The following is a 13,866-nucleotide window of genomic DNA, read 5'->3' as shown; positions in this document are numbered from 1 at the left end:
CCCTGACGGGGCATCGAGCTGATTTGCGGAGGCGGTTCTGCGTCCCGCCTGGCCGAAGACGCCCCTTGCGAGCGGTTGCGACGGGCATCGTCGCTAGGTCGGCCGTAAGGGACTGGCCGGTCGAGCGTTTTGCCGCCTAACGGTCGTCCTGATCCAGATCCGCCTGCATCTTAGCGAAATGAGAACGCAATTTATCGTAGGCTCTCTTTTTGTGACTGAGAATGAGATCATAGACTCCATGGCCGTCCTTCTTTTCGATGAGCGCTATGATTTCATCATGTTCTTGAACCGAATTGATCATTATATCTGGAAACATCTTGAAGACGCTTTTCGTATACAACTGTATCCGATGCAGTTCATTGATGAGCTTGATGATATATTCATTACCGCAGGAATTGACAATAATGCTGTGAAATTCCCGGTTGGCGTCCGAATAATCGATGTAATTGTTGGCTTGCGCGAACCGGGTGCATTTTTCGCGCGCGGCCCGCAGCGCGGCCACCAAGTCCGGCGTTGCGCGTTCCGCCGCCAATTTTGCAGCCAGAGGCTCTAAGACTTCTCGGACCTCCAGCATATCCTGCATTTCCTTGAGCGACAGTTTCTTGACGATCGAGCCTTTATGCGGGCTCATTTCGATCAGATCTTCCGCCGCCAACTCTTTCAGAGCTTCGCGCACAGGAATATCGCTGCTCCCATATAACACAGCCAACTCGCGAATTTTTAAACGCGTATCGGCTTTCAATTCCCCGGACAGAATTCTACTTTTCACGTCAGAATAAATTGTTTCGGCTTTCGTCCTCATCGAAAGTCGAACTGGATTCACGGCAGGGGACGGGAATTGCGACATACGAAATATCTTTCAGCGACTCTGTCGGGAACGCCAATATAGTCGTATTTTCCACGTCGGTGTGAGAATGGCGGATCGGACGGGTGTCATCACCCAAGAGCCTGCCGCATGCGTTGCGCCGATGACACGCGCTGGGATCGCCGCCGAGGCCGCGCGGCCAAAGGTGCTGGCCGGCCATTGTCCCGATCCTCCGCCCCGCGGGACGTCTCTGCCGATGAGCGAAAGCTCGGTGGACCCGCGAGCCCATCGCGGCCTTCGCCGTCGAGACCGAGCCGAATGCAACGGCGGGTGGCCGGTTCTGTCCGAAGATTGCGCTGGCGCCCTGTCTTGAGGACGCAGGATGCTGCCATCGAACCCTCGGCGAAATCCGCATTGGAGAGACGCGCATCATAGGTTCTGCAAGTATTGCGTCAGCGGAGCAATGGTCGCGCTGGAATCCATGCCGCGAATGAAATCGAGCACGGTGTTCGACGCCTCGCCATCGACCGCCGTGACCTGATCGAGGAACTTTCGATCCAGCGCCGCGTAATCGGCGACGTCGGTCGAATCCATCACCTGCTCGCTATAGACCTGGCCATCCGCCATCTCCACCGTGACCTGCGCCTGTCGCCTGGGAAAGCGAGCGGTCGCTTCGTCGCTTTCGACGACGCTCACCTTCCTGGCCAGTGAGAGGACTTCGGAGCTGCGCAGGATCTCGGGCCTGAATTCCGCCAGGGACACGCGGCCGAACTTGATGGCCACGGCGATACAATACGGCAGCGAGAACTTGGCTTCTGTCTCGCTTGCCGATTTGAGCGCGGCCGTCAGAGATACCGCGACGTGATAGGTCTCGACCCGGACGTCCTTGATCTGATCGGCCTTCGGCGAATGCTTCCGCAATAGCGAGAACAGCGCGTCCAGAGGCGAATTGGTATGCCCACACGAGGCATAGACCTTATAGAATGCGGTGTCGGACAGCAGCGTCGCTTCGCTCGGCGCCTGGATATCGAAGGCTTCCTCGCGGCTCGTCGCTTTGAGAAATCCCTTGTCGCCGGCGATCGCCTGGGGCGACCCCGTGAAGCCCTTTTGAGCCAGCATCGCGGCATGGATCCCGTTCTGGCAGGCATGACCGACATTCAGGGCCTTGGCATGCGTGCCGAACGACGCCACCAGGCCGCCGGTGAGTGTTGCGGCGATGCCCAGGGCATTGCTCGTTTGCGCCGCAGTGAGCCTCATCAGGGAAGCGGCCGTCGCGGCAGCGGCGAAGGTGCCGCAGGTGCTGGTCGTATGCCAGTAGGCGTAATGGGATGGATTGACCGCCCGGCCCAGCCGGATGAAGACGTCGTATCCGAGGATCAGCGACTTCAGAAAATCGGCACCGGTCGCCTGTCGCGCTTCTCCCAGCGCCAGGGCGACCGGCAGCGTCACGGAGCCGGGATGGCCGATCGCTTGCCGGTGGCCATCGTCCAGTTCCGAGACATGGCCGACGATGCCGTTGACCATGGCGGCGCTGGCGGCCGGATAGAGTCCCTCGGCCCCGATCATGGTGGCCTCCGGCCGACCACCGGTTTGACCGAACACGTTGCGTGCGATGCCGCACGCGTCATAATCGCGTCCGGCCGCCGCGCACCCCAGCCAGTCGATCACGCGGTACTTGATATCGGTGACCAGGCGCTGCGGAATACGGTCCATGTCGCATTCGCAAACGAAGCGCGCGAGATCGTCTTGAAGGGATTGGTCCATCTCAAACCTTCCGGATTGGCTTGCCAGCAGCGAGCCGGTCCTTCTTGGATCCCGTGGCTATGCCGCTCTGTTCCGAGCGGCGGAAATCACGACGAGCCGATCGATAGCTCTCGGGAAACGCCATGTTCCCCCGCGAAAGAGGTTGTTCCGGAAGGCGGCGTCGCAGCCGCCTTCCGAAGGGATGCCCTGCGACCCTCAGGGCAACACCAGCACGAACGTGAGGACAAAGGTCACCAGCGTGCACAGGATCAGCTGGATCGCGTTGCGCTTCACGATCTGGAAGGGTGACACCCCCGCGATGCCGGCCACGGCCACGATCGCGCCGGTCACCGGCGAAAGCGTGCGTCCGATGCCCGTCATGATCTGCAGAGGCAGCAGCATGGCCGCCGCGGGGATGCCCAGCCTGGCCGCGATCTCCGGGATCAGCGCGGCGAAGGAGAAGAACGGCGCGTTTCCGGATCCCATCAGGAAGGCGACGATGCCGATGATGAGGCCCATGACGACGATCATGAAGCCGGCTCCAAGGTTCGCCGTCTCCGCACCGGCGATCAGCGAGTTGACGGCGCCCGTCGCAATCAGCCCCTCTCCGAAGACTTGTCCGGCGACGATCAGCGCCACCACGACGGCGAGCTGCGTTCCCATGCCCTCAAAGAAGTTCTTCAGCCCACCCAGGACTTCGAGCGTATTGCGCCGCCGGGCGAGATCGAACAGCATCGCGATCAGGACGCTGAGGACGATCGCCGTCGGCACGCCGACCTTGATGTCGACGCCGAAGCGGCCGAGCACGATCGGGTTGAACGCCAGCAGGATGGCCAGAGGAATGATCGGAAGCAGGGCGTAGATCTTCGGAACGCCCGTCTGCCCACCGTCCAGTTGCTCATTGCGGAACCGCTCCCGCAGGATCAGATCTTCCGGGTCGGGACCCTCGCGGCGCTCCCAGAACCGTTGCACGAAATAGTGCGACACGAGCATGACGAGCAAGAGCGGGACGTAGATCTGCAGCTGCCAGTTAAAGAAGTACTCGGCCCAGGTTATGCTGGCGGTCTTTGCCGCCAGCAGGCAGTTGGCCGAGCCCGGCCCCAGATCGAAGAAGCGGCTCGACCCGATGATGGCGACCGCCGTCATGCGGGAAACGCCCGCGCGGATCATCACCGGATAGAGGGTCACCATCAGCATCAGCGCCAGCCCGGATGCGCTGGGAATGGCAAATCCGATGAGCTGGCTGACCACGAAGCCCATGCAGGCCAGCAGGTAGGGGGATTTGATGTATCGCAGTGGCCCGCCGACCACGGAATAGAGCGCCTGTCCGGCCGACAAAGTATCCATGTACTTTGAAAAGCCGCCCATCGCCATGATCGACAGGCCAAGTCCGCCAAGATTGTCGGACATGATATTTTCGACGACCAGGAAGATGTCGAAGAAACGACTCCCGGTCGACTTTTCCACGCTGAGGCCCGGATCCAGGTCCAGCAACACGGAGGCACCCAGCAAGACGACGCCTGCACAAAGCAGAACCGCGGTTGCATAGCCCTTTCGAGCGATCATCCAGGCGACCCAGACGATCACGATAATAGACAGTAATAATCCCATGTTGACCCCCCCAGAGAACAACTTCTGAAAGTTGTCCCCGGCGAATACCTACTTCACAGTTTCTTTTGGCGATTCGGCGATGGATTTGTCGGTCAGTTCCTGGCCGATGCCCGGGAGATCGGGAATCTCGTACACGCCGTTCTTCGGCAGATAGTCGTACTTGCAGGTGTTCCTGTTCCCCTCCAGGAGCGCATAGCGGTGCAGTTCGTGGATGCCGAAGTTGGGAATGGCGCATTCCAACTGCAGGGAAGCCGCCGTCATGATGGGCCCGCCGCAGACATGGATCTGGCAGGTCGTATCGTAGATGTGGCCCATGTCGCAGATCTTCTTGGCTTCGCTGAAGCCTCCGCAGGTGCCGAGATCCGGCTGGATCAGGTCAATGATGTGCTCTTCGAAGAAGGGCCGGAATCCCCAGCGCGTGTAGATGCGCTCGCCCGCGGCGATCGGGATGTTGACGTTCTCTTTGACCTGCTTGAGCTGCCCTGGATTGAGCGCCATCACGGGTTCTTCGTAGGCGGAAATGCGAAGGTCTTCGATCATCTTGCCGAAGCGGATGGCCGAGGCGGTGTCGGTCAGCGCATGCGCTTCCACGATGATGTCCATGCCGTCGCCGACGGCCTCGCGGATCGCCTGAAGGCGCTTGTAGCCGACCATGAGGTCGCGGTCGGCGAAGACGCCCGTCAGGTCGCGCGTTTTGGCCCGCCCCTGTTCGTCGATCTCGTTCACATCGACTTTGATGGCGTCGTAGCCCTCGGCCAGCGCCTTTTCCGCCGCCGCCGCGTACTGGGCAGGCGTGGTCAGGATTTCCTTCTTGGCGGCACCGCCCCAGCCGAACTGCAACTGGCTGGCATAGGTGCGCAGCGTGTCGCGGAATTTACCGCCGAACAGCTGATAGCATGGGACGTTCAGCGCCTTTCCCTTGATGTCCCACAGCGCGATATCGATGGCGCTCATGCCGGCCGAGACGACCGTGCCGCCGCCCTGACCCCAGAAGGTCTTCTTCTGCATCTTGTCCCAGATCTTCTCGGTCTGCATGGGATCCATGCCGATCAAGAGGCTGGCGAGATCCTTGGCCATGCCGAAGCCGGCCGAGGCGCCGACACCATAGGCCATCCCGACTTCGCCGAAGCCGGAAATGCCCTCGTCCGTGTTGATCCTCACGACCACGGGACGCCATTTCGCGACGGCGGACTGCAAGGGATTTGCGACGTCTATGACGTCGACACTGACAATTTTCATTCTCTGTCTCCCACCAACGGATGCGACCGGAAAATTCGAATACGCGAGCGGCTCATTGGGCTTGCGTATTAGCTATTATATATAATATATGATTTTGAGACGAGCAACACCGCCGCCGCCTGTCCGCATGTGACAAACCGTCAGGGGCCCTCCAATGACATCCAGCGTCTTCGACTCATCCCTCCTCCAGAACGTCTGGTCGACACCTGAAATGCGGGAGGTCTTCTCCGAGAAGAACCGCATGCAGAAGTGGCTCGACTACGAGGCCGCGCTGGCCATCGAGCAGGGCGCGCTGGGGATCATTCCGCAGGAGGCCGCCGATGAGATCGCCGAGCGCGCCAAGGTCGAGTATCTCGACCACGCCCTCATTCTGAAGGAGACCGCCCGGACCAAGCACGCGCTGGTGCCGACCGTGCGGGGGCTCGAGCACGCCTGCCGCAACGGGCACGGCGAATACGTGCACTTCGGCCCGACCACCCAGGATGTCGTCGATACCGGGCTCATGCTCCAGCTCAAGCAGGCCCATGCGATCATCAAGCGCGATCTCAAAACGATCGGCCAGCATCTCTATAGGCTCAGCGAAGAGCACCGGAACACGCCGATGACCGGCCGCACGCTGGCCTTGCAGGCGCTCCCGATCACCTTCGGGCACAAGGCTGCGATCTGGCTGACGGAGCTATGCCGCCATCATCAGCGGCTGGTCGACCTGGAGAAGCGGACCTTCGTGGGCAGCGTGGTCGGCGCGGTCGGCACCAAGGCCTCCTTCGGCGAGCATGCCGACGAGATCGAGCAGCGCGTGCTGGCGCGGCTGGGCCTCGATGTGCCGGAAATCTCATGGCAGCCGGCGCGCGACCGTTTCGTGGAGTTCGGCGGGGTCCTCGGCATGATCTGCGGCACCCTCGGCAAGATCGGTCACGAGATCCTGCTTCTGGCCCACAACGAGTTCGACGAATTGCACGAGCCGTTCGACCCGGGACAGGTCGGATCCTCGACCATGCCGCACAAGCGCAATCCGGCGGTCAGCGAGAACGCCGTCACCGTGTCGACGGCGCTCAAGGGCAACATCAACCTGCTGCAGGACATGCTGCGCCAGGAGCACGAGCGTGACGGCGCCCATTGGAAGATGGAATGGAAGATCATGCCGGAGATCTGCCTGATGACCTCCATCGTGCTGCAGAACATGGAGTTCGCCCTGGGCGGCCTGCAGGCGAACGAGAAGAAGATGCGGGCGAACATGGACATTCTCGGCGGCTTCATGCTGTCGGAGCGCGTGATGTTCGTTCTCTCCGACAAGCTCGGCAAGCAGACCGCGCATGAGCTCATCTACGAGGCATCGCGGCGCGGAATGGAAGGCGGCGTTTCCTTCCACGATGCGTTGTTCCAGGATGAGCGCATCCGCGCCGTGCTGACCGACGAGGAACTGGCGGCCGTGCTCGACCCGACGACCTATATCGGCCAAGCGCCGCAGGCGACCGATCGCGCTCTGGCCGCCGTCCGCAAGACCGGCTGGCTGGACTGATCCGGTCGGCGGCCTCCGCTTGCACGACCGCCACGGTCTCTCCCAAGGATCGAGCCCCGGCCGGTGGCCGGCGTTCGATCCTGTCGGGAACGGCCGTCAGCGCGCCGTCGACGCGGGTAGTTCACGCCGATAAGAAACTTGCCGCGATCCGATGCGAGCAAGGCGAGGACTTCCGCGATGTCGTCGGTTTCTTCGACGCGACCAAGCGGAACGTATTGGAACCACGCGTCGCCCGAAATTGGAAATTGTTGCCGCAGGGCGTCAGAGTTCGGGGTCGAGATGGGTCCGGGCGACATCACGTTCACGCGGATACCGCTCGACCCAGTTCGACGGCAAGCGTCCGGGAGTAGTAGTCCCGGCCGGCCTTTGCGGCCCCATAGCGCACGTCGAAGGGGAAGGGCATCGTCGCAGCCGTCGACGAGATGTTGACGATCGCAGCAGCCTTCGAATTTCGGAGCGTCGGCAGAACTGCGTTGGTGAGACGCACCGCGCGAGAGGATTGAGGTCCAGGTCGCGCTGCCATTCCTCGCCGGGGATCGTCTCTGACCCTCCAAGAGAGGCCCGCGAACAGAGCCCAGGGGCATCGTCGATTTCGTGGCCGCTGCCCTGGCGGATCCCGACTCGGCTCTTCATAATAACTTGAGCAACACCATGCGCTCCGCTGGCCGGCGCCTTCTGCTTCGCGCTCAAAACGAGGGATCGGTGCGAACCGACATCGACGGGTCAGACCTGTTCGCCTTGATCGTCGCGGCCGGATGGCTCGGCGATCAACCTTCGTTTGCGTCCCCCACCGATCATCTTCGCGACATTATCGTCGGCGCGCTCCTGACGGATGGCTCCAACCGTCGTTGACGGCGCTGATGCGGCCGTGGCGCCAACCAAGGCGACGACACGACGGCGCTGCGAACGCAAGATTCCGCTACCGGTATCAAGGTTTCCTTTTTTGAATAAGGATTTCGCATCGACGCGCTGGAATTCGTCCACCCCGATCTCGTCGACGTCTCGAAAATCGGCAAAGCCCGCCGACAGGACAGGGCAATGAGCCGCGCCGATCCTGAAGCATCGGAAGAGCGGACGATCAGTCATCCAGGACAACTATTCCGAATCGGAATGCGGCAAGTCCGAAATGGCGCTGGACTCAATGACCTCACGGGCTAAAGTTCGAAAATTAGACAAGCCTATAATTTGACCAGACGAGACCGAGTGGTTCATTCCGAGAACGCACAAGACCTTGTTTCGGCCGACACGCAGATCGGCCCGGCACCGTACCGCGTGTTGCGGCTGCAGCCGGATCGTCTGCATGACCTTCATCTCGAAGAGCATGGCAATCCTCTCGGCCTTCCGGTTGTGGTTCTACATGGTGGGCCAGGCGCGGGTCTGTCGCGCAAGCAGCTGACGACCTTCGATCCCGAGGTCTTTCGCATCATCACCTTCGACCAGCGCGGCGCCGGTCGATCCCTCCCCAGCGCCGAGATCACCGATAACACCACGGCCCACCTGATCGCCGATATCGAGTTGATCCGCACCCATCTGGGCATCGAGCGCTGGCTGGTCGCCGGCGGCTCGTGGGGAAGCTGCCTGGCCCTCGCCTACGGCGAGGCTCATCCCGAACGCTGCCTCGGCTTCCGCCTGCACGGCATCTTCCTGGCCGACGACGAAGATATCGACTGGTGGTTCTACGGCTCGCGCAAGATCTTTCCGGACCATTGGGAGGTCTTCGCCGAATTCGTCGCCGAGGAAGAGCGGGACGATCTGCTGGGAGCCTACTATCGGCGGCTGACGTCGGGCGATCCGGACTTGGAGATGGCGGCGGCTCTCAGCCTGCGCGGCTTTTCCGGCAGGACGCAGACCTTTCGCCCCGATCCGGCCCATGTCGAGCGGCTGCTGCAGCCGAAAGCGGCGCTGGCGGTGTCGCGCCTGTTCACCCACTACTGTGTCAACAGGGGCTTTCTGCGGCCCGGTCAGCTGTTGGGCGAGATCGACCGCATCCGCCATTGCCCCGCCGAGATCGTGCAGGCGCGCTACGACACCGTCACCCCTGCCGCAACAGCCTGGAAGCTGCACAAGGCCTGGCCCGAAGCGCAGTTCACGATCGTCACAGAGGCCAATCACCAGTCCACCACCGGTCCGATGGCCGAGGCTTTGAGCGCGGCCGCACGACGTCTCGCGCAACGCTTACGCCAGAAAGATCCGCAATCGTCGAAGGAGCCGAGCCTTGGCTGAGCAGACCATGTCCGTATCGACGACGAGCATCGAGTCCTATGTCGAGATTCGCAGTGCGACCAGCCCGGCCGTGTCGCCCGACGGCGAGGTGATTGCCTATCTCAGCGACGAAAGCGGCTTTGCGCAGATCTGGACGAAGCCGGCATCGGGCGGTCAGGCACGACGGCTGACCGACATGTCGGAGCCGGTCGGTGCGCTCGCCTTCAATCCCCAGGGGAGCGATCTCGTCTTCACGGTCGACGATGGCGGCGACGAGCGGCATCAGATCTGGCTCTTCCCCGACGGCGCCGACGCCCCGCTGGCGTTGACCGAAGACCCAACGACCGTCCATGTCTGGGGATGCTGGTCTCCCGATGGCAGCACCATCGCTTTCGGGTCGAATGCGCGTCTGCGCACCGGCGTGGACATCCACCTGATGGACGTCGCCAGCCGGGCCACGCGCTGCGTGCTGGAGGCCGACGGCTATCGCGAGCCCTTGGCCTTCTTCAAGGACGGCAAGGCCCTGTTGGTGCGCGATTCGCGGCGCGCCTCCAAGGATCAGGACCTCTACCGTCTCGACCTCGAAACCGGTGCCTACGAGCCGTTGCTTCCTCACACCGGACGCGCCTGCTATCCCGTCGCCAAGATGCTCAAGGACGGGAGCGGCCTGCTGGTCGCCACCGATCGACTGCGCGATTTCGTCTCGCTCTACGAGGTTTCCTTCGGCAGCGACGCGCTTCGCCCGGTGATCGAGGGCGAGGACTGCGACGTCGAAGCCTTCGCCGTCTCGCCGGACAACGCGCGATTGGCGATCGTGGTCAACCGTCGGGGCTGGAGCGAACTGATCCTGAAGGATCGTGGAAGCGGGCAGGAAACCGTCCTCGCCGGCCATCCGCAAGGGGTGATCTCGTCGCCGGCCTGGACGCCAGACGGGGGCCGTCTCGTCTTCGCCCTGGACGGCGCCTCGGCGCCGCCCGCCGTCTGGGGCTACGACCTGGCCGCCCAGCGCTTCGAATGCCTGGCCCGTCCCGAAACGCGCGGTGTCGAGTCGGCCGGCTTCGTCGAACCCACCGTCGAGACCCTCGCCAGCTTCGACGGGCTCGAGATCGGCTATTTCCTCTATCGCCCCGGCGGCGAGGCGCCGCCGGAGGGCCATCCCGCGATCGTCATCGTGCATGGCGGTCCCGAAGCGCAGTGGCGTCCGACCTTTCGCGCCGACATCCAATACCTGCTTGCGCAGGGGATCGCCGTCGTGGCGCCCAACGTGCGGGGCAGCACCGGCTACGGCCGCCGCTTTCACGAACTGGATGATCGCGAACGGCGCCTGGACAGCGTCGCCGATCTCAAGGCGGTGCGCCTGGCGATCGGCGAACGGTCGGATATCGACGCGAGCCGCATCGCGGTGTTCGGTCGCTCCTACGGCGGTTTCATGGTGCTGTCGGCGCTCACCGAATATCCGGATCTCTGGCGCTTCGGCGTCGAGTTTTACGGCATCGCGAACTTCCTGACGATGCTGCAGACGACCGGCCCCTGGCGGCGCACGCTTCGGGCCGCGGAGTATGGCGAGCCCGACGAGATGAAGGCGTTGCTGGAGCGCTTTTCGCCGATCAACCGGATCGATGAGATCGCGGTGCCACTGCTGATCGTCCAGGGCATGGACGACCCCCGCGTCCCGCCGGGCGAAAGCGAGATGGTGTTCTCGTGCCTGCGCGGGCTCGGACGAACCGTCGACTATCTGCGCATCCCGCATGCCGGCCACGGCTTCCCGCGCCTGACCGACCAGCGCACCGTCTTCGGCGCGTTCGCCGAGTTCGTGCATCGACACCTTTGATGACGTCGTCGCGGCGGGTGCCCGACCACGAAGGCCAGCCGCACCATCCAGGTCCTTTTCGATGGATCAGCAGAAGGAGAGCAATCCGATGAAAGGCAAAGGACTTTCGATCCCGATCCGCTCCGGCGCCGTCCTGGCCATTGCTGCCAGCCTGGCGTGCGGGATGGCCCCCGCATCGGCGGAAACGCCCGGCAATGCCTTGGTCATGGCGTACAACATTGATGCGATCAGCACCTTCGACCCGGCGCAGATCGGCGAGGTCGTGACCAACGAAATCGTCGCCAACACATGCGACACACTGGTCGACTCGGCGCCCGACGACGCCAGCGAATTCGTCCCCGCGCTGGCCAAGAGCTGGGACGTCTCAGACGATTCGCAAACGATCACGTTTCATCTTCAGGACAATTTGCAATTTCCCTCCGGTGAACCGGCGACGGCGGGTGACCTGGCCTGGAGCATGTATCGCGTCGTCGATCTCGACTTCGGCAACGCCGCGACTCTCAACGAATATGGCTTCACGAAGGACAGCATTCGGGATCTGGTCACCGCTCCCGACGACAAGACCTTGGTGATGAAGCTCGACAAGCCTTATCCGGTCCAGTTGATCCTCGGCGCGATCGCCGCGAACCGCGTCACCGCGCTACTCAACAAGGCCGTCTTGCTCGAAAACGAGATCGACGGCGATCTGGGCAATAAATATCTGACCACGGCGACCGACTGCGTCGGCCCCTATCATCTGGTGGCCTGGAACCCGGGTGAAGCTGTCGTCCTCCAGGCCAACGACGTCTATTGGGGCGAGGCGCCAAAGCTGCCGCAGGTCATCATCCGCCACGTCGCGGAGTCCGGGACCCAGCGGCTGCTTCTGGAAGAAGGCGATGTCGACGTCGCCCGCGACCTGACGCCCGAAGATCTGCAGGATCTGGAGGACAAGGGCGAGGCGCAGGTCGCGCGGGCTCTGAAGCCGCAGCTCTTCTATTGGACCTTCAACAACACGAACGATGTCTTCTCCAACGAGAAGGTGCGTCTCGCGATGCGCTACCTGATCGACTATCAGGGCCTCGCCGATACGGTGATGAAGAATATCGGCACGCCCAGGGCCAGCTTCGTCCAGCTCGGCGCGTTCGGTGCCTTGGACGAGAAGGAGGGCGAGCCCTTCTCGCTCGATCCGGACAAGGCCAAGTCCATCCTGGAAGAGGCCGGCTATCCGGATGGCTTCGAGGCCGACATCATCTTGGGTACCGCGCCCTACGCCGCACCGGTCGCCCAGAGCATCCAGGCCAACGCCGCCAAGATCGGCGTCAAGCTCAACATCGAGCAGATGGCGAACGCGCAGCTCTTCAGCCGCGTACGCGGGCGCGACTTCCAGACGGCGCTGATCGGCTGGATGACCAGCGTCTCCGATGCCCATGGCATGGCGTCCCGGCACATCTTCAACCCCGACAACAGTCTGGAAGCACAGGCGACGCAGTATCCGAGCTGGCGGGCCGGATACTTCTCGGAAAAATCCAACGAGGAGGTCAACACCGCGCTGTTCGAGCAGGATCCGGAAAAGCGCAAGCAGCTCTATCATGACCTTCAGAAGGAAATGATGCAGTCCGGCCCGAACGCCTACATGTTCCAGACCTACGACGTCGCCGGCGTCAGCAACGACCTGAAGGACTGGACGTGGAACGGCTTTCGCGTGTTCTACGATCTGGCCTCCAAGTAACGCAGATCGCTCGACGGCCGGCGGGGGGGTGCGCCGTCGGCCGATCCCACGGCGCCGTGCTGGGCTTGCATTCGCTCCGCCGCGGCGCCAGCCTGCCAGCCAACCGTCCTGCCTTCGTCCGGAGACATGAATGCAGAGCCAGTCGACCCTGAGAGGCTTTCAGATCGCCCTGCCGGGACGGAGCAAGCGGTTCGTCCCGGCGCTGAAGACGTCGGGACGGACCCTTTTGTCAATCCTCGCCACTCTTTTGGGACTGGTGACGCTGACCTTCTTCATCGGCCGCATGCTGCCGCTCGATCCGGTCGTCGCGATGCTGGGCGACAACATTTCCCAGGCGACATACGACGCCATGTACCACAAGCTCGGCCTGGACCAGCCGCTGATCGTCCAATACGCGATGTATGTCGGCAATGTCGTTCGCCTCGACTTCGGCGATGCGCTCATGTCGGGTCGACCGGTCGTCGAAGACATTGCGCGCGTCTTTCCGGCCACGATCGAACTGGCCAGCGTCGCGGTGGTCATCGGCACGGGTCTGGGTATCCCCGCCGGCGTCGTCGCCGCCATGTACCGCAACACGGTGATCGATCATGCCATCCGGATCGCCAGCCTCCTCGGCTATTCGACACCGAACTTCTGGCTCGGCCTGATGGGTCTCCTCGTCTTCTACGCCGGGCTGCACTGGGTCGCCGGGCCGGGGCGGGTCGATCTGACCTATGCCTATTCGATCCCCTCGATCACCGGATTCCTGCTCGTCGACACGGCGATACAGGGCCAGTGGAGCGCGTTCTGGAACGCCGTATCCCACATCATCCTGCCGGCCTCGGTGCTCGGCTTCGGAGCCATGGCCTACATCTGCCGCATGACGCGCAGCTTCATGATCGAGCAGCTCGGTCAGGAATACATCATCAGCGCCCGTGCAAAGGGTCTGTCCTGGGCGCGGACCGTCTGGATCCACGCGTTCCGCAACGTCCTCGTCCAGGTCATCACCGTGGTGGCGCTCTCCTATGCCTTTCTCATGGAAGGCGCCGTGCTCACCGAAACGGTGTTCGCCTGGCCGGGCTTCGGGCGCTATCTCACCAACGCCCTGATGGCCGGCGACATGAACGCCGTCGTCGGCTGCACGCTGCTCGTCGGCATCATCTTCGTCGTGATCAATCTGATCAGCGACGTCCTCTATCGCATCCTCGACCCGCGGACCCGATAGGAGA

10 protein-coding genes and 1 pseudogene are annotated in these 13,866 nt (G+C 62.7%); 6 read left to right on the top strand and 5 right to left on the bottom strand.

Going from position 1 to position 13,866, the window contains the following annotated elements; all coding sequences use genetic code 11:
• Positions 1-136 precede the first annotated feature (136 nt).
• The 4 genes from SMD10_RS13155 to SMD10_RS13140 all read right to left on the bottom strand — a co-directional run bounded on the left by SMD10_RS13155 (position 137) and on the right by SMD10_RS13140 (position 5,398).
• Positions 137-847 (bottom strand): GntR family transcriptional regulator, encoded by a 711-nt coding sequence (locus tag SMD10_RS13155; protein WP_331686151.1) that lies wholly within the window; start codon positions 845-847, stop codon positions 137-139.
• A gap of 387 nt (positions 848-1,234) precedes the next feature.
• The gene (locus SMD10_RS13150; protein ID WP_331686150.1) at positions 1,235-2,569 is read right to left on the bottom strand and encodes an MmgE/PrpD family protein; all 1,335 of its coding nucleotides are present in this window, start codon (positions 2,567-2,569) and stop codon (positions 1,235-1,237) included.
• 195 nt (positions 2,570-2,764) lie between these two features.
• Positions 2,765-4,159 (bottom strand): C4-dicarboxylate transporter DcuC, encoded by a 1,395-nt coding sequence (dcuC, locus tag SMD10_RS13145; RefSeq protein WP_331686149.1) that lies wholly within the window; start codon positions 4,157-4,159, stop codon positions 2,765-2,767.
• Between the two features lie 48 nt (positions 4,160-4,207).
• Positions 4,208-5,398 carry a mandelate racemase/muconate lactonizing enzyme family protein gene (locus tag SMD10_RS13140; protein WP_331686148.1) on the bottom strand — a complete coding sequence of 397 codons (1,191 nt, stop codon included), beginning with the start codon at positions 5,396-5,398 and terminating at the stop codon, positions 4,208-4,210.
• 154 nt (positions 5,399-5,552) lie between these two features.
• Here SMD10_RS13140 and purB point away from each other — a divergent pair, with 154 nt between their 5' ends.
• A complete protein-coding gene (purB, locus tag SMD10_RS13135) occupies positions 5,553-6,917 on the top strand; it encodes an adenylosuccinate lyase (protein WP_331686147.1) in 1,365 nt (454 codons plus the stop codon).
• Here purB and SMD10_RS25585 read toward each other — a convergent pair.
• Positions 6,845-7,440: pseudogene (locus SMD10_RS25585) on the bottom strand (SDR family oxidoreductase). The gene purB and the pseudogene SMD10_RS25585 sit on opposite strands and share 73 nt — an antisense overlap.
• A gap of 71 nt (positions 7,441-7,511) precedes the next feature.
• On the opposite strand from SMD10_RS25585, the gene SMD10_RS13125 reads away from it, so the two are divergent.
• The 5 genes from SMD10_RS13125 to SMD10_RS13105 all read left to right on the top strand — a co-directional run bounded on the left by SMD10_RS13125 (position 7,512) and on the right by SMD10_RS13105 (position 13,862).
• Complete coding sequence (locus SMD10_RS13125) at positions 7,512-7,769, top strand: SbtR family transcriptional regulator (RefSeq protein WP_331686145.1); 258 nt, start codon at positions 7,512-7,514, stop codon at positions 7,767-7,769.
• Between the two features lie 351 nt (positions 7,770-8,120).
• Positions 8,121-9,140 carry a prolyl aminopeptidase gene (pip, locus tag SMD10_RS13120; protein WP_331686144.1) on the top strand — a complete coding sequence of 340 codons (1,020 nt, stop codon included), beginning with the start codon at positions 8,121-8,123 and terminating at the stop codon, positions 9,138-9,140.
• Positions 9,133-10,950, top strand: a complete 1,818-nt coding sequence (locus SMD10_RS13115) for a S9 family peptidase (RefSeq protein WP_331686143.1) — start codon at positions 9,133-9,135, stop codon at positions 10,948-10,950. Before pip ends, SMD10_RS13115 begins: the two co-directional genes overlap by 8 nt.
• Positions 10,951-11,038: 88 nt before the next feature.
• Positions 11,039-12,658: an ABC transporter substrate-binding protein gene (locus SMD10_RS13110; RefSeq protein WP_331686142.1), complete on the top strand. Its 1,620-nt coding sequence runs from the start codon at positions 11,039-11,041 to the stop codon at positions 12,656-12,658.
• 130 nt (positions 12,659-12,788) lie between these two features.
• Positions 12,789-13,862: an ABC transporter permease gene (locus SMD10_RS13105; protein ID WP_331686141.1), complete on the top strand. Its 1,074-nt coding sequence runs from the start codon at positions 12,789-12,791 to the stop codon at positions 13,860-13,862.
• The last annotated feature ends 4 nt before the right edge of the window (positions 13,863-13,866 follow it).

It is taken from the genome of Consotaella aegiceratis, assembly GCF_036541425.1.
GTDB lineage: Bacteria > Pseudomonadota > Alphaproteobacteria > Rhizobiales > Rhizobiaceae > Consotaella > Consotaella aegiceratis.
Note: the sequence above shows the minus strand (reverse complement) of the source record. Positions and strands in the feature narration are given on the sequence as shown.

What these genes read in the sequence shown, in the direction of transcription:
- SMD10_RS13105 (WP_331686141.1), top strand. Translation starts at nt 12,789, where the DNA reads ATGCAGAGCCAGTCGACCCTGAGAGGCTTTCAGATCGCCCTGCCGGGA.
- SMD10_RS13140 (WP_331686148.1), bottom strand. Translation starts at nt 5,398, where the DNA reads ATGAAAATTGTCAGTGTCGACGTCATAGACGTCGCAAATCCCTTGCAG.
- SMD10_RS13110 (WP_331686142.1), top strand. Translation starts at nt 11,039, where the DNA reads ATGAAAGGCAAAGGACTTTCGATCCCGATCCGCTCCGGCGCCGTCCTG.
- dcuC (WP_331686149.1), bottom strand. Translation starts at nt 4,159, where the DNA reads ATGGGATTATTACTGTCTATTATCGTGATCGTCTGGGTCGCCTGGATG.
- SMD10_RS13155 (WP_331686151.1), bottom strand. Translation starts at nt 847, where the DNA reads ATGTCGCAATTCCCGTCCCCTGCCGTGAATCCAGTTCGACTTTCGATG.
- purB (WP_331686147.1), top strand. Translation starts at nt 5,553, where the DNA reads ATGACATCCAGCGTCTTCGACTCATCCCTCCTCCAGAACGTCTGGTCG.
- SMD10_RS13150 (WP_331686150.1), bottom strand. Translation starts at nt 2,569, where the DNA reads ATGGACCAATCCCTTCAAGACGATCTCGCGCGCTTCGTTTGCGAATGC.